The 15,634-nt window shown below is 74.5% G+C and carries 15 protein-coding genes and 1 pseudogene; 8 read left to right on the top strand and 8 right to left on the bottom strand.

What is annotated here, in order from left to right; all coding sequences use genetic code 11:
- Positions 1-24: 24 nt before the first annotated feature.
- From SCATT_RS04220 to SCATT_RS04210, 3 genes are all read left to right on the top strand, one after another.
- Entirely contained in the window at positions 25-900 is an 876-nt protein-coding gene (locus SCATT_RS04220; protein WP_014141693.1) for an esterase/lipase family protein, read from the top strand.
- A 151-nt stretch (positions 901-1,051) separates the two neighbouring features.
- Entirely contained in the window at positions 1,052-1,426 is a 375-nt protein-coding gene (locus SCATT_RS04215) for a GntR family transcriptional regulator (RefSeq protein WP_014141692.1), read from the top strand.
- 264 nt (positions 1,427-1,690) lie between these two features.
- Positions 1,691-2,491, top strand: coding sequence for an SGNH/GDSL hydrolase family protein (locus tag SCATT_RS04210; protein WP_014141691.1), 801 nt, complete (start codon positions 1,691-1,693; stop codon positions 2,489-2,491).
- 627 nt (positions 2,492-3,118) lie between these two features.
- Here the strand turns inward: SCATT_RS04210 and SCATT_RS39335 are convergent.
- Positions 3,119-3,898 (bottom strand): annotated as a pseudogene (locus tag SCATT_RS39335) (serine/threonine-protein kinase); the annotation flags it as partial.
- 235 nt (positions 3,899-4,133) lie between these two features.
- On the opposite strand from SCATT_RS39335, the gene SCATT_RS04195 reads away from it, so the two are divergent.
- Positions 4,134-4,394, top strand: coding sequence for a hypothetical protein (locus SCATT_RS04195; protein WP_086010084.1), 261 nt, complete (start codon positions 4,134-4,136; stop codon positions 4,392-4,394).
- A 126-nt stretch (positions 4,395-4,520) separates the two neighbouring features.
- On the opposite strand, the gene SCATT_RS04190 is transcribed toward SCATT_RS04195, so the two are convergent.
- The 3 genes from SCATT_RS04190 to hmgA form a co-directional block, all read right to left on the bottom strand.
- Complete coding sequence (locus SCATT_RS04190) at positions 4,521-5,708, bottom strand: type ISP restriction/modification enzyme (protein WP_014141689.1); 1,188 nt, start codon at positions 5,706-5,708, stop codon at positions 4,521-4,523.
- 239 nt (positions 5,709-5,947) lie between these two features.
- Complete coding sequence (locus SCATT_RS04185) at positions 5,948-6,694, bottom strand: GntR family transcriptional regulator (protein WP_014141688.1); 747 nt, start codon at positions 6,692-6,694, stop codon at positions 5,948-5,950.
- A 61-nt stretch (positions 6,695-6,755) separates the two neighbouring features.
- Positions 6,756-8,099, bottom strand: a complete 1,344-nt coding sequence (gene hmgA / locus SCATT_RS04180) for a homogentisate 1,2-dioxygenase (RefSeq protein WP_014141687.1) — start codon at positions 8,097-8,099, stop codon at positions 6,756-6,758.
- Positions 8,100-8,277: 178 nt separating this feature from the next.
- Between hmgA and SCATT_RS04175 the strand changes: the two genes are divergently transcribed.
- Positions 8,278-9,696: an aldehyde dehydrogenase family protein gene (locus SCATT_RS04175; RefSeq protein WP_014141686.1), complete on the top strand. Its 1,419-nt coding sequence runs from the start codon at positions 8,278-8,280 to the stop codon at positions 9,694-9,696.
- Positions 9,697-9,749: 53 nt separating this feature from the next.
- Positions 9,750-10,832, top strand: coding sequence for a zinc-binding dehydrogenase (locus tag SCATT_RS04170; protein WP_014141685.1), 1,083 nt, complete (start codon positions 9,750-9,752; stop codon positions 10,830-10,832).
- Between the two features lie 12 nt (positions 10,833-10,844).
- On the opposite strand, the gene SCATT_RS04165 is transcribed toward SCATT_RS04170, so the two are convergent.
- Both SCATT_RS04165 and SCATT_RS04160 read right to left on the bottom strand, forming a co-directional pair.
- Complete coding sequence (locus SCATT_RS04165) at positions 10,845-11,759, bottom strand: urea transporter (protein WP_014141684.1); 915 nt, start codon at positions 11,757-11,759, stop codon at positions 10,845-10,847.
- Positions 11,760-11,796: 37 nt separating this feature from the next.
- Positions 11,797-12,459 carry a TetR/AcrR family transcriptional regulator gene (locus SCATT_RS04160; RefSeq protein ID WP_014141683.1) on the bottom strand — a complete coding sequence of 221 codons (663 nt, stop codon included), beginning with the start codon at positions 12,457-12,459 and terminating at the stop codon, positions 11,797-11,799.
- A 71-nt stretch (positions 12,460-12,530) separates the two neighbouring features.
- Here SCATT_RS04160 and SCATT_RS04155 point away from each other — a divergent pair, with 71 nt between their 5' ends.
- A complete protein-coding gene (locus SCATT_RS04155) occupies positions 12,531-13,682 on the top strand; it encodes an acyl-CoA dehydrogenase family protein (protein WP_014141682.1) in 1,152 nt (383 codons plus the stop codon).
- A 55-nt stretch (positions 13,683-13,737) separates the two neighbouring features.
- Positions 13,738-14,370, top strand: coding sequence for a TetR/AcrR family transcriptional regulator (locus SCATT_RS04150; protein ID WP_014141681.1), 633 nt, complete (start codon positions 13,738-13,740; stop codon positions 14,368-14,370).
- 9 nt (positions 14,371-14,379) lie between these two features.
- Here the strand turns inward: SCATT_RS04150 and SCATT_RS04145 are convergent, their stop codons facing one another.
- Together SCATT_RS04145 and SCATT_RS04140 are read right to left on the bottom strand one after the other, a co-directional pair.
- Complete coding sequence (locus SCATT_RS04145) at positions 14,380-14,841, bottom strand: MaoC family dehydratase (RefSeq protein ID WP_014141680.1); 462 nt, start codon at positions 14,839-14,841, stop codon at positions 14,380-14,382.
- 84 nt (positions 14,842-14,925) lie between these two features.
- A complete protein-coding gene (locus SCATT_RS04140; RefSeq protein ID WP_014141679.1) occupies positions 14,926-15,525 on the bottom strand; it encodes a hypothetical protein in 600 nt (199 codons plus the stop codon).
- Between the last annotated feature and the right edge of the window lie 109 nt (positions 15,526-15,634).

Below are 15,634 nucleotides of genomic sequence, written 5' to 3'. Positions count from 1 at the left end.
ATCCCTGACCTGCGAGGAGTCCCCATGAAGCTGCCCTGGAACCGCTCTCCCGCCCCCCGCAGCCCACTCGCCCTGCTGGCCGCCCTGGTATGCGCGGCGACGCTCGCGGCCACCCCCACGGCCGCCGACGCCGCCACCCCCAGCAGCGGCTGGAACGACTACTCCTGCACCCCGTCGGCCGCCCACCCCGACCCCGTGGTCCTCGTCCACGGCACCTTCGGCAACGGCACCGACAACTGGCTCGCCCTGGCGCCCTACCTGGCCGAGCGCGGCTACTGCGTCTTCTCCTTCGACTACGGCCAACTGCCCGGCGTCCCGGTCTTCGACGGTCTCGGCCCGATCGCCGACTCCGCCCGGCAGCTGTCCGACGAGGTCGACAAGGTCCTCGCGGCCACCGGCGCCGCCAAGGTCGACATCGTCGGCCACAGCCAGGGCGGCATGATGCCCCGCTACTACCTGAAGTTCCTCGGCGGCGCCCCCAAGGTGAACGCCTACGTCGGGATCGCCCCCGACAACCACGGCACCACCCTGGACGGCCTCACCAAGCTGCTGCCGTACTTCCCCGGCGCCGCCGAGGTGATCGACAAGACCCTGCCGCCCGGCCTGACCGACCAGATCGCCGGCTCGCCGTTCATCACCAGGCTCAACGCGGGCGGCGACACCGTCCCCGGCGTCCACTACACCGTGATCGCCACCCGCTACGACGAGGTGGTCACCCCGGTCTCCTCGCAGTTCCTCTCCGGCCCGGACGTGCACAACGTGCTCCTCCAGGACCTGTGTCCGGTCGACGTCTCCGAGCATGTGACCATCGGACTGACCGACCGCGTCGCCTACCACGAGGTCGGCAACGCCCTCGACCCCGCCCACGCCACCCCGACCAGCTGCGCCGACGCGCTCTGAGCCGGACGGGCGGCGCCGGGCGAACCGTCCCGGCGCCGCCGTGCGCGCCTCCCCGCCGCCTCCCGCCGGCCCGGGTGGCGCACAATGAGAGCGAGCCATCCGGCGGCCCCGGTCATCCGGGCCGGCCGCCGCTGTCAGCGGGAGACCGTACGTGAGCCTGAAGATCACCATCGACCCCGGGTCGGCCACCGCCCCCTTCGAGCAACTGCGTGAGCAGGTCGCCGACCAGGCCAGGAGCGGTGCGCTGCCGGTGGGGTACCGGATGCCGACGGTGCGCGGCCTCGCCGCCGAACTGGGGCTGGCGGCCAACACGGTGGCCAAGGCGTACCGGGCGCTGGAGGCGGACGGCGTGATCGAGACCCACGGTCGCAACGGCACGCTGATCGCCCCGGCCGGTGACACCGCCGCCCGCGAGGCCGCGCTCGCCGCCGCCGGTTACGCCCAGCGCGCCCGCCGGCTCGGCCTGGACCAGCAGGCCGCGCTCGCCGCCGTCCACGAGGCGCTGCGCGCCGCCTACGACGACTGACCCGGTACCGGGACGTAGGCGCTCAACTCTCCTCCTCCGTGCGCGTTCCGCGCCCCGCGCCGCTCAAGTGCGCGTCCGGCCGCGCCGGTTGACCACCCGCCACCGCCGGGCGCCGGCGCGTGCGCCGTCAACCGCCCTGGTGGGAACGGATGCCGACACCCTGGCGAAGGCGCCCGAACGGAGGAATTTTTGGCATGGACACTTCCTGCTGACGCGGCGTGCTGCTACCACAGGTGTGGCAGAACTTCTGCTAAGGGAGGTTCCATGAGATTGCCCCGAATTGTCGCCGCCGCGTCCGCGTTCCTTCTCGCCTGCTGCTTCGCCCTGTTCCAGACGGGCACCGCGGGCGCGGCGGGGCCCGGTTACGTCGCTCTCGGCGACTCCTACTCGGCAGGCGTCGGCGCCGGCAGCTACATCGGCTCCAGCGGCAGCTGTTCGCGCAGCACGAAGGCGTACCCCTACCTGTGGGCGGCGGCGCACGCCCCCTCGTCCTTCGCGTTCGCCGCGTGCGGCGGTGCCAAGACCGGCGACGTCCTGAAGAGCCAGCTCTCCTCGCTCACCCCCACCACCGGCCTGGTCAGCATCACCATCGGCGGCAACGACGCCGGCTTCTCCGACGTGATGACCACCTGCGTCACCGGCTCCGACAGCACCTGCGTCAACCGCATCGACCAGGCACGCGCATACGCCCAGAACACCCTGCCCGCACTGCTCGACAACGTCTACTCGGCGATCAGCGCCAAGTCCCCCGCCGCCCACGTCGTCGTCCTCGGCTACCCGCGCTTCTACCAGATCGACGGCGACTGCCTGCTGGGCCTGAGCGACACCAAGCGGCAGGCCATCGACGACGCCGCCGACCTGCTCGACGGGGTCATCGCCAAGCGCGCCGCCGACCACGGCTTCACCTTCGGCGACGTGCGCGCCGCCTTCGCGCCCCACGAGATCTGCTCCAGCGGCGTCTGGTGGCTGCACAGCCTGACCTACCCGGTCTCCGAGTCCTACCACCCCACCGCCGCCGGCCAGTCCGGCGGTTACCTGCCGGTGTTCACCGCCGCGGCCGGCTGAGCCGCCGGGCGCCCGTTCCGCCGCCGGACCGGGCGCCCCCGCGCACGCCACGGTGAACGCGGCCCGCCCCGAGGTGTACGCCACCGGCTCGCGCACCTGCACCGCCACCCACCCCGTCCGCCCCCCGGCGACCGCCACGGCCTGGCGCAGCGTCAACTGCCGCACGCCGCCCGGGGGGAGCGCGGCGGCCCGCCACCCGGTGGCCGGCCCGCGGTCCGTCGTCCACCGGTAGACCATCCGGGGCGGCCCCGCGCCCACCCGCACCACCGCCGCGAACTCCGGCGCCCGCGCCGCCGACGGCGGACACCCCCCGGCGTACCGGTCCCGCACCGCCGTCAGCCGCACGCTGACCACGACGGGCGGCGCCGGCGACCCGGCCGGCCACAGTAGCGTCCACGCCATCCCGCACCCCGCCAGCGTCAGCGCCGCGGCCAGCGTCGCCGCCCGCCGCACCGGCCGCACCGGCCGCGGTTCGTCCCGGAACACCGGCGCCGGCACTTGCACCGGCACCGGCAACGGCACCGGGGCGCCGGACCCCCGGGCACCGGCCGGCACCGGCGGCCCGGCCCGCCGCGACGCCACCGCGTCCAGCAGCCGCTGCGCCTGCCAGCCGTCCATCCGGGCCGCCGGATCCTTGCGCAGCAGTCCCTCCAGCACCGGACCGAGCCCGTCGGCCCGGCGCGGCGGCGGATAGTCCTCGTCCACCACGGCCCGCAGGGTGTCCAGCGGGGTGTCGCGGTGGAACGGCAGCAGCCCCTCCACCGCCAGGTAGAGCGTTACCCCCAGCGACCACAGGTCGCACGGCGGACCGGGCCGCCGCCCCACCGCGCGCTCGGGGGCCAGGTAGTCGGGGGAGCCCAGCAACTCCCCGATCGGGGTGAGCGCCGCCGCCCCCTCGACGGCGGCCAGCCCGAAGTCGGTGAGCACCACCCGGCCGCCGCCGTCCAGCAGCACGTTGCCCGGCTTGACGTCCCGGTGCAGCACCCCGGCGGCGTGCGCCGTGCGCAACGCGCCGAGCACCCGCGCGCCGATCCGGGCCGCCCGCTCCGGATCGAGCCGGCCCTCGGCGGCCAGCACCTCGGCGAGCGAGGGGCCGTGCACCAGTTCCATCACGATCCACGGCCGGCCGCCGTCGGTGGTGACGTCGAAGACCGTGATGGCGTTGGGGTGGTGCACCCGGGCCGCGGCGCGCGCCTCCTGTTCCAGCCGGGCGTACAACCGCCGGGCCCCGGGCTCCTCGACACCGGCCGGCGGCCGTACCTCCTTGACCGCCACCTCACGCGCCAGGAGTTCGTCCCGGGCCCGCCACACCACGCCCATGCCGCCCCGGCCGACGCCGTCGAGCAACCGGTAACGCCCGGCCAGCAGCCGTCCGCTGCGGCCTCCCCTGACCGCGCGTTCGCTCATCGGGGCCCTCCTCGGCGACGGCTCGCCCACCCCGTCCGGTGAGTCGCGGACGGGGTGTTTCGTCTGGTTACGTACCCGCCGGCGGCCGTGCCCGACCCTTTCGCCACCCCGTCGCCACCGTGTCAACGCCCTTGCCGGGCAGGTGAATCCGGGGCCGTGGATACGCGGGTGACGCCAGGGGGCGATAAGGTTACGCTGCCCGGGCCGGGTGCCCTCGTACGGGTGGGGAGTATCTATGGAACAAATAGTGCGCAGCAGGGCGCGTGTGCCTGCCATCACCTGCGGGAGCGGTGCGTCCAGCGCGCGCCTCGACCGCCATCTCGCGGTGCTCGGCGGCCCCGCCGTCCCGCAGCGCGAGACCGTGGAGGCGACGCTGCTGATGCGCGAGCTGACGACGCGCAACACCGTGCACGGCAGGGAGAACCGGGGCGCTCGCGTCTCGCTCTTCGCCCCGCTGCGTCGGCTGCGTCGTTCGCTGTTCGGCAGCCGCGGCTGATCCATTGCCGCCGAGCCGGACCGACGGGACCCCAACGGCCCCTCGGTCCGCCCGGCGCACCCCCATCCCCGCAACGAGCCCGGCCCGCTCGTCCCGCCCCCGTTCCGCACCCGGCGACCGCCCCCCTCACAACAGCGCGAACTGGCCTCCCGGGCCTTCCTCCTGGTGATCCAGGACCGAGGCCGGACGGCGGGCCGAGGCGGGCACCGGCAGGATCCCGGCGCGGCGCAGTTCGGCCCGGCCGATGTGGTCCTCGGCGGCCAGCCGCGTGGTGAACCCGGCCCGCTCCACCAGGAGTTCGTCGAGCAGCGCCAGGATCGTGATCAGCTCCAGCAGCTCCGAGGTCCACCCCTGCGGCCACCCGGTACGCGGGATCCGTTCCACCCGGCGGGCGAACCACGCCTCGATCACCGGCTCGCCGCCCATCTCGAACTCCCAGGCCCCGCACGGCACCGGGGCGATCCGGCCGGTGCCGATCAGCAGCGCCTCCTCCCGCGGGTCGTAATCGGGCATCGGGACCCGCGCGGGCAGCGCGGCGCGTACGTACGGGCGGCGTCCGCCGGGCAGCCGGGGGCGCCCCGCGCCGGGTCCGCCGCTGCCGGCCGCGCCCCGGGTGAGCAGCCAGACCGTCCGCCGGCCCAGCGCCAGCCCCTCGTCCAGCAGTGCCGGCGAGGACGGCAACGGCACCGCGCAGCCGCCCGCCACCGGACGGGCCGCCGCGGCGATCCACGCCAGCAGGTCCTCCGCCCCGACCGGCCGCCCCCACCGCCCGGCCAGCCAATCGGCCAGCCCCGGCGTGACGTTGGGGTCCAGCCCGCCGGGGCGCCGGTAGAGCGGACGGATCCGGCCCGGCGGCCACGGCCCGCTGGGCAGCAGCGCGGTCACCGTCGGCACCGGATCCGGCTCCGCCCGCGGCCCGTACGACGGCTCCACCACGAACAGCTGCCGGTCGTCGGCGACCCGCCACAACTCCGGCCGCGCCACGTCGATCAGCCGGTGGTCCGGGATGAGCCACTGGTGGTCGAAGGGGGCGTGCACCACCCGTACCGGCTCCGGGGCCCGGCCGCGCTCCTCGGCGATCGGCCCGGTGCCCACCGGATGACCCGGCAACTGCGCCACCCCGCGGTAGGGATCACGCGCCCGGGTGGGGACGAAGAGCGCGGCCCGCTCCGCCTCGTCACCGGCGCGCACCAGCGCCTCCCAGCGCTCCTTGAGCGCCGTGCCGCACGGTCCGGCCACCCACTCGCGCCCCAGCCGCAACCGCTCGACCGACCAGGGCAGCACGTCGTCGAGCAAGAGCACGTCGTCGCTCACCGCACGCATCCTAGTGCCGCGTCAGCCAGGGTTCGCCCCGTCGCGACGCCCGGCACGGTGCCTCGCGGCGTTGCCGGACCAGCCGAGTAGACCCCGGGGGTACCCCCGCGGAGCAGGGGGAGAGGCCGATCCGGCGCCTTGCGATCCACCGCACCGGACGCCGCTCCTCACCGGGCAAACCCTGGCTGACGCGGCACTGGTGGCCCCCCGTCCGCCCCGCCCAAGCCCGCCGATCCCACCTAACGGGCTTCCATCGTCACCGAGAAGGCGAACCGGTCCCCGCGGTAGTGGATCCGGGCCACGTCGACCACCCGGCCGGTGTCGTCGTAGGTGACGCCGGTGTAGTGGAGGATCGGGCTGAGCAGCGGGACCCCGAGGAGTTCGGCGGTGCGCGGGTCGGCCAGCCGGGCCTCGACGGTGTCGGTGATGCGGCTGATGTCGACCTTCAGACGGTCGCGCAGCACCTTGGTCATCGGCCAGCGTTCCAGATCGGCCAGGTCGACGCGGTCGGCGAGGTCGGCGGCGACGTGGTTCTCCGCCCAGTTGGTGGCCTCGCCGCCCTCGTCGTGGCGCAGCCGGCGGAAGACGGCCACCTCGGCGGCGCCCGGGAAGTACTCGGCGAGGTCGGCGGGGACCGGCACCCGGCCGTGGCCGAGCACGGTGGTGCGCTGTCCGGACTGCTGGGCCACGATGGCGTCCACCGAGCCCAGCAGCCGGACCGGGGCCGCCCGGCGCGCCCCCGGCTCGATGAACGTGCCCCGCCTGCGGTGCCGGCTGATCAGCCCCTCGTCCTCCAGCGACTTCAGCGCCTGCCGCATGGTGAGCACGCTGACCCCGTAGTGGCCGGCCAGGTCGTCCTCGGTGGGCAGCCGCAGCGGGGCGTCGGCCGGGCGCCCCAGTATCGAGGCGCGCAGCGACTGCGACACCTGGTACCACAGCGGAAGCCTGCGGTTCAGGGTGAGCGGATCGGGGACGAAGGCGGTCACACGGTGCTCCGGATCGGTCGGACGGTCTGCGGGCGCCCCGCCGCCCGCCTGAGCCGGCCCCTCAGCGGTCGAAGTGCCGCTCCAGACCCTGCCACACCGCGTCGTACTCCGGCTGCCGGAACGGTGCGGCCAGCGCCTGCGCGGTGGGCACCACCGGCCACCGGGTCTCGAACATGAAGGCCAGCCCGTCGTCCACCTTGTGCGGCTTCAACTCGGCGGCGCTGGCCCGGTCGAAGGTCTCCCGGTCCGGGCCGTGCGCCGACATCATGTTGTGCAGCGAGGCGCCACCGGGCACGAACCCCTCGGCCTTGGCGTCGTAGGCGCCCTCGATCAGCCCCATGAACTCGCTCATCACGTTGCGGTGGAAGTACGGCGGCCGGAAGGTGTCCTCGCCGACCAGCCAGCGCGGGGCGAAGACCACGAAGTCGGCGCCGGCCAGCCCCGGGGTGTTCGACGGCGAGGTGAGCACGGTGAAGATCGACGGATCCGGGTGGTCGTAGGAGATGGTGCCCAGCACGTTGAAGCGGCGCAGGTCGTACACGTACGGCACGTGGTTGCCGTGCCAGGCCACCACGTCCAGCGGCGAGTGGTCGTAGTCGGCCGCCCACAGGTTGCCGCCGAACTTGTTGACCACCTCCACCTGCTCCTCGACGTCCTCGTAGGCCGCGGTCGGGGCGAGGAAGTCACGGGGGTTGGCGAGCCCGTTGGCGCCGATCGGGCCGAGGTCGGGCAGGCGGAAGGGCTGGCCGTAGTTCTCGCAGACGTAGCCGCGCGCCTCGGCCTCCAGCAGCTCCACCCGGAACCGCACCCCGCGCGGGATCAGCGCCACCTCGCCGGGCCCGGCGGCCAGCAGCCCCAGTTCGGTGCGGAGCAGCAGCCCGCCGTGCTGGGGGACGATCAGCAGCTCGCCGTCGGAGTCGCCGAAGACCCGGCGGGTCATCGAGCGGTTGGCGACGTACCAGTGGATGCCGATGCCGGTGCGTTGCAGCACGTCGCCGTTGCCGCCCACGGTCACCAGGCCGTCCACGAAGTCGGTGGGGCCCTCGGGGGCCGGCGGCGGGCTCCAGCGCAGCCGGTTGGGGTCGGGCTCGGTCTCGGTGAAGGGGGCGCTGCGCAGCAGCTTGTTGTCGATCCGGCGGAACGGCGGGTGGGCGGCGGAGGGGCGGATCCGGTAGAGCCAGGAGCGCCGGTTGTGGTGCCGGGGCTCGGTGAAGGCGCTGCCGGAGAGCTGCTCGGCGTAGAGGCCGAGGGGCGGGCGCTGCGGGGAGTTGCGGCCGACCGGCAGCGCGCCGGGTACCGCCTCGCTCACGTGCTCGTTGCCGAATCCGGAGGAGTACTCCAGGCCGGCGGCGGTCTTGCGCGTCGCCTCCGGCCCGTCGCCGCCGCCCTGTCGCGTCCTGCTCATCGTCGCTCCCCGTCACCGGAAGGAATCCTATGCTCAACCGTAGGAATGGATCCGTGCCACGTCAACGGGGAACGGGTACCGCGAGTGACCCACGGCACGCGGACGTCTCCTGGCGTACCGCTTATTAGCAGCGCTAGTTTGAGCGGGCGCTCAGCCAACCGGCCCGGGAGGACGACAGGTGAAGGCCCACGAGGGGATGTACATCGACGGGCGGTGGCGGCCGGCCGCCGGCACCGGGGTGATCGAGGTGGTCAACCCCGCCGACGAACAGGTCATCGCCACCGTCCCGGCCGGGGACGCCCGGGACGTGGACGCCGCGGTGCGCGCCGCCCGCGCCGCCTTCCCCCGCTGGTCCGCCACCGACCCGGCCGAACGGGCCGCCCGGATCTCCGCCCTCGCCGCCGCGCTGCGCGCCCGCCACGACGAGATCGCCGCCACCGTCACCGCCGAACTGGGCTCACCGCTCGCCTTCAGCGAGGCGGTCAGCGCCAAGCTGCCGGTGACCGTCACCGAGTCCTACGCCACGCTGCTGGCCGGCTACGAGTTCACCACGCGCACCGGCAACTCCACCGTGCTGCGCGAACCGGTCGGCGTGGTCGCCGCGATCACCCCGTGGAACTACCCGCTGCACCAGATCACCGCCAAGGTGGTCCCCGCGCTCGCCGCCGGATGCACCGTGGTCCTCAAGCCCGCCGAGGACACCCCGCTGGTCGCCCGGGTCTTCGCCGAAGCGGTCCACGAGGCCGGCTTCCCGCCCGGGGTCTGCAACGTGGTCACCGGCACCGGACCCGTCGCCGGCGAGGCGCTCGCCGGACACGACGAGGTCGACATGGTCTCCTTCACCGGCTCCACCGCCGTCGGCCGGCACCTCGCGCGGCTCGCCGGCGGCGCGGTCAAGCGGGTCGCCCTCGAACTGGGCGGCAAGTCGGCCAACGTCGTCCTCCCCGGCGCCGACCTCGGCCGCGCGGTCGCCGTCGGCGTCGCCAACGTCTTCGCCAACTCCGGCCAGACGTGCAGCGCCTGGACCCGCATGCTGGTCCACGCCGACCAGTACGACGAGGCGGTCGCCCTCGCCGTGGCCGCCACCGCCAAGTACGTCCCCGGCGACCCGACGGTGCCCGGCACCCGGCTCGGCCCGCTGGTCAGCGCGCGCCAACGGGACCGGGTACGCGGCTACATCGCCAAGGGCGTCGAGGAGGGCGCCCGCCTGGTGGCCGGCGGCCCGCGGCCCCCCGAGGGCCTGGAGAAGGGCTACTACGTGCGCCCCACCGTCTTCGCCGACGTCACGCCGGAGATGACCATCGCCCAGGAGGAGATCTTCGGCCCGGTGCTGGCGGTCATGGGCTACCGGGACGAGGAGGAGGCGCTGGCCATCGCCAACGGCACGGTGTACGGGCTGGCCGGCGCCGTGTGGTGCGCCGACGAGGAGAAGGCGGTCGCCTTCGCCCGCCGGATGCTCACCGGCCAGGTCGACATCAACGGCGGACGCTTCAACCCGCTGGCCCCGTTCGGCGGTTACAAGCAGTCGGGCAACGGGCGCGAACTCGGCGTCCACGGCCTGGAGGAGTTCCTCCAGACCAAGTCGCTCCAGTTCTGACGTACCCCCGAACGCCAAGCCCCGCAAGCCGTCCGAGCATCGAGGAGCCGTCCGTGGTCCGTGCCGCCGTCCTGCCCGCCGTGGGAGCCCCGCTGGAGATCACCGAGATCGACCTGCCCCGGCCGGGCCCCGGCCAGGTGCGCATCCGGCTGGCCGCCGCCGGGGTGTGCCACTCCGACCTGTCGCTGTCCAACGGCACGCTGCGCCAGCCGGTGCCCGCGGTCCTCGGCCACGAGGGGGCGGGCACGGTCACCGAGGTGGGCGACGGGGTCACCACGGTGGCCCCGGGCGACCGCGTGGTGCTCAACTGGGCGCCGTCCTGCGGCCGTTGCCACTACTGCGGGCTCGGTGAGCCGTGGCTGTGCGCCAACGCCGCGGCCGGCGCCGCCGTGCCGTACGCCCGGCGGGCCGACGACGGCACCGAACTCCACGCGGGCCTGGGCACCGCGGTCTTCGCCGAGGAGACCGTGGTGGCCGCCGGCGCCGTGCTGCCGCTGCCGGACGGGGTGCCGGCCACCGAGGCCGCGCTGCTCGGCTGCGCGGTGCTGACCGGGTACGGAGCCGTGCACCACGCGGCGCGGGTGCGGCCGGGGGAGTCGGTCGTGGTCTTCGGGGCCGGCGGCGTGGGGCTGTCGGTGCTCCAGGCGGCACGGCTGGCCGGGGCCGGACCGATCCTCGCGGTGGACGTCTCCCCGCACAAGGAGGGCCTGGCCCGGGCCGCCGGCGCCACCGAATTCGTCCTGGCCGGGGAGGACACCGCGCGGCGGATCCGCGAGCTGACCGGCGGCCACGGCGCCGACGTGGCCGTCGAGTGCGTGGGCCGGGCCGCCACCATCCGTACCGCCTGGTCGTCCACCCGGCGCGGCGGGCGGACCACGGTGGTCGGCATCGGCGGCAAGGAGGACCGGGTCTCCTTCAGCGCGCTGGAGCTGTTCCACTTCGGCCGCACGCTCTCCGGCTGCGTCTACGGCAACAGCGACCCGGCCGCCGATCTGCCGGTGCTCGCCGGACACGTGCTGGCCGGCCGGCTCGACCTGGGCGCGATGGTCACCGACCGCATCGGACTGGCCGGCATCCCCGCGGCGTTCGAGGCGATGCAGGCCGGACGGGGCGGCCGGGCGCTGGTGGTCTTCTGACCCGCCCGCCGCTCACCTCGGGCGCAGCCGCGGGAACGCCTGCGCCGCCGCCGTGAACACCGTGGCGGTGACCACGAACGGCCAGGTGAACGCGTGGCCGCCGTAGGGCGCGAGGAACGCGGTGACCGCCGGGGTCAGCCCGGTGGCCGCCACCGCGCCGGTCACCGCGTACCCCAGGCTCCACCGGTCGGCGGCGAGGAAGACCCCGTACAGCGCCATGGCGGTGAGCACCGCGTTGTAGCCCAGCAGCCCCTGGCCGACCGCGGCGGCGGGCGAGCCGAGCAGGCGGGCGGTGCCGATCGCGGTGAGGCTGCCCAGGCAGGCGGCGGCGCCCGCCCTGCGGTCGGCCCACCAGATCCCCGCCAGGCAGAGCGCGCCGGCGTACCACCGGGGCAGGAAGAAGATCTGCCCGACGTTGGCGAAGAAGGCGTGCCACAGCTCGGTGAAGGTGGCCGTGGCGGGGCCGGCCGGCGGCACGGCGGGGTGGTGCGCCCCGGGGGCGGCCAGCGCGATCACCGTCGCCACCGCGCAGAACGGCGTGGTGAACGTGGGGATCCCCCGACCCGCCAGCACGGTGCGCAGCGCGGCGGTGACCACGGTGACCACCACCGCGCCGAAGGCCGCCACCACCGCGGTGACCGGCCGGGTGCCGTCCAGCAGCACCGCGCAACCGGCCGCCACCAGGCAGGCGTTGAACCCCTCCAGCCCGGCGTCGAGGCGGTCGCGTCCGACGCCCAGCGCACGCGCGGTGGCGGTGCCGACGGCGGTGCCCAGCAGCGCGTAGAGCCCGGGGACCCAGCCGGCGGTGAAGAGCGCCGCGCTGAAGAAGGCACCGGTCACCGCGCTGGGCAGGAAGGTGACCTGGGCCTGCCCCCGCAACACGCGGACGGCGAACGGGAATCGGGGTATCGCGGCTCGTCGCAGCACCTCGACAGTATGGTGCGGGCCCCGGACCGGGCCGCGGTCAGGTCACCGGTTCGCCGTCGCGCAGCCGCTGGTACTGGAGCGCCAGCCCGTCGACCAGCGCCCGCAGCCCCGCCTCGAAGGCGCCCTCGTCCACCCGGCGCTGGTGCTCGGGGAGCAGATGGGCCTGGCCCAGGTGCGGGTAGTCGGCCGGGTCGTACACCCCGGGGTCGCCGACGAAGCCGCGGGCGAACGAGCCGAGCGCGGAGCCGGCCACGAAGTACCGCATCATCGCCCCGATCCGGGTGGCGTGCGCGGGCGGCCAGCCGGCCTCCACCATGCCGCCGAAGACCGCGTCGGCCTGGCGCAGCCCCGCCGGACGGCGCCCGGGGCCCTGGGCGAGGAACGGCACGATGTTGGGGTGCGCGGTGAGCGCCGCGCGGTAGGAGCGGCCCCAGGCCAGCAGCGCCTCGGGCCAGTCGGGCCGGTCGCCGTCGGCCGTGGCGAACATCGACAGGTCCACCTGGCCGACCACGGTGTCCGCGACCGCGTCCAGGATCTCGTCCTTGGTGCGGAAGTGGTTGTACAACGACGGCCCGCTGACGCCGAGTTCGGCCGCGAGCCGGCGGGTCGAGACGGCCGCCAGCCCCTCGGCGTCGACGAGGGCCAGCGCGGCGGTGACGATCCGGTCGCGGCTGAGCAGGGGCTTGCGGGGACGGGCCATGCGGCACATAGTAGTTGCGGCCATCGAAAACTAGCAGTGGTAATTAAAGCCGACAGCGAGGGGTCGCCACCGTGAACCTGGAACTCACCGAGGAGCAGACCGCCGTCCGCCGACTCGCCAGGCAGTTCGCGGACCGCGAGATCATCCCCAACGCCACCGCCTGGGACCGCGCCGAGGCCGTGGACCGGGCGATCGTCGGCAAACTCGGCGACCTCGGCTTCCTCGGGCTCACCATCGACGAGGCGTACGGCGGCAGCGGCGGCGACCACCTGGCCTACTGCCTGGTCACCGAGGAACTCGGGCGGGCCGACTCCGCGGTGCGCGGCATCCTGTCGGTCTCCCTCGGCCTGGTCGCCAAGTCCATCGCCGCCTGGGGGAGCGAGGAGCACAAGCGCACCTGGCTGCCCCGGCTCTGCTCCGGCGAGGCGGTCGGCTGCTTCGGCCTGACCGAACCCGGCACCGGGTCCGACGCGGCCAACCTCACCACCCGGGCGGTCCGCGACGGCGGCGACTGGGTGATCGACGGCGCCAAGACGTTCATCACCAACGGCACCTGGGCCGACGTCGTGCTGCTCTTCGCCCGCACCGGCGACGCCCCCGGGCACAAGGGCGTCTCCGCCTTCCTGGTGCCCACCGACACCCCCGGCCTGGAGCGTTGCGCCATCCACGGCAAGCTCGGGCTGCGTGGCCAGGCCACCGCCGAGCTGGTCCTCGACGGGGTGCGCGTCCCCGCGACCGCGATGATCGCCCCGGAGGGCAAGGGGTTCTCGGTGGCCATGTCCGCGCTGGCCAAGGGGCGGATGTCGGTGGCCGCGGGGTGCGTCGGCATCGCCCAGGCGTGCCTGGAGGCGGCGGTGGACTACGCCGGTCAGCGCGAGCAGTTCGGCCGCACCATCGCCCACCACCAGCTCGTCCAGGAGCTGCTGGCCGACATCGCGGTGGACGTGGACGCCGCCCGGCTGCTCACCTGGCGGGTGGCCGACCACATCGAGCGCGGACTGCCGTTCGCCACCGAGGCGTCGGTCGCCAAGCTCCACGCCTCCGAGGCCGCGGTGCGCTGCGCCAACAACGCCCTCCAGGTCTTCGGCGGCTACGGCTACATCGACGAGTACCCGGTGGGCAAGCTGCTGCGGGACGCCCGGGTGATGACGCTGTACGAGGGCACCAGCCAGATCCACAAGCTGCTGATCGGCCGCGCGCTGACCGGGGTCTCCGCGTTCTGACCCGGTCGCCGCCCGGCTCTAAGCGCTTGCTCAGGGTCGTTGTAGGGTGTGCGCCATGGATGCCGAGGCGACAACGACGACCAGCGAGGCGTGGGCCGACGTCACCCCGGAGGCGGCCCGCCGGCTGGTGGTCGCCGCCGTCGAGGCGTTCGCCGAGCGCGGCTACCACGCCACCACCACCCGGGACATCGCCGGGCGGGCCGGGATGAGCCCGGCCGCGCTCTACATCCACTACAAGACCAAGGAAGAGCTGCTCTACCAGATCAGCCGGGTCGGCCATCTGCGCTCCCTGGCCCTGCTGGAGGCGGCCCGGGACGCCGGCGGCACCCCCGCCGAGCGGCTGGCCGCCGCCGTCCGCTCCTTCGTCCGCTGGCACGCCGAACACCACACCACCGGACGCGTGGTCCAGTACGAACTCGGCGCCCTCGCCGCCGACCACTACACCGAGATCGTCGCGCTGCGCCGCCGCAGCGAGGCGGTGATCCGCGAGGTGATCTCGGCGGGGGTCGACTCCGGCGACTTCGACGTGCCCGATGTCTCCGGTACCACGCTCGCGGTGCTCTCGCTCTGCATCGACGTCGCCCGGTGGTTCAACCCCGGCGGCCGACGCACCCCGGACGAGATCGGCGGGCTCTACGCCGACCTCGTCCTGCGCATGGTCGGCCAGGAGGGCCGCCGGGACCGGTAGGTCACCGGGTCACAGGTAGAAGCGGGCCACCGTCTCGGCCACGCACACCGGCTTGGTGCCGCCCTCGCGCTCGATGGTGACCTGGGTGACCAGCTGGACGCCGCCGTCCACCTCGGTCACCTCGGAGATCCGCGCCGAGGCGCGCAGATGCGAGCCGACCGGGACGGGGGCGGGGAAACGCACCTTGTTCACCCCGTAGTTGACCCCCATCCTGACCCCCTCGACCCGCATCAGCTCGGGCATCAGCGCGGGGATCAGCGAGAGCGTCAGATAGCCGTGCGCGATGGTGCCGCCGAACGGCCCCCGCGCCGCCTTCTCCGGGTCCACATGGATCCACTGGTGGTCCCCGGTGGCCTCGGCGAACAGGTCGACCCGCTTCTGCTCGACCGGCAGCCACGGGGAGGGCCCCAGGTCCTCGCCGACCGCGGCCCGCAACTCCTCCACCGAAGCGAAGACCCTGACGTGCGCCATCTGCTGCCTCCCGCTGTCCGTACGACACTGCCCGACGTTGCTGTACAAGCGCTTGCTCAGCATCGTCCCGCCGCCGTGGCCGTGTCAACGCAGCGCGTACCGGGCCTCCCGTGCCGCGGCCAGCGCCCGCTCGCTGAGCGCCGGGACCGGCACCACGATCCCGCACCCCAGGCAGACCGGCCCCGCCGCCGGGTCGTGGTGCAGCCCCTCCCGCCACACCACACGCCCGCCGCCGCAGACCGGGCAGACGTCGCCGGGCTCACCGTCCAGCGCGGTGACCAGCCGCCGCAGCACCTCGGCGAGGCGCCCGGCCGGGTGCACCGCCGGGTCGTCGCACCAGGCGACCCCGAAGCCGCCCCAGGTGCGCCGGTGCCAGTCGTCCAGCGTGGTCGGCCGGCGCACCCCCTGGTACTTCTCCCGCTTGCGGCGGGCGGCGAACTCCGCCTCGTACCCCAGCCACACGGTGCGCGCCTCCTCCAGCTCCTCCAGCGCCGCCACCAGCCGGCTCTGCGGCGGATGTCGGTCGTCGGGGTGGAAGCCGTGGTGCTCGCACAGGTGGCGCCAGGTCGCCCGGTGTCCGTACGGGGCGAAGTGCTCCAGGCAGCGCCGCAGCGAACTGCGCTGCTGCGCGCCGAGCAGTCGAGGATCGCGTACCTGTCTGGCAAGACTCCGGAACCCGGCCATCTCATCCCCTCTTGGGCGGAACCGACGACTCAACGATCGCGGACGCCAATGGGACGTACCAGACCGCGTTCCGGCTCCCTGGGCCGCGAAGTACCCGAACAACCGGTGA

This window comes from Streptantibioticus cattleyicolor NRRL 8057 = DSM 46488, assembly GCF_000240165.1.
Lineage (GTDB): Bacteria > Actinomycetota > Actinomycetes > Streptomycetales > Streptomycetaceae > Streptantibioticus > Streptantibioticus cattleyicolor.
Note: the sequence above shows the minus strand (reverse complement) of the source record. Positions and strands in the feature narration are given on the sequence as shown.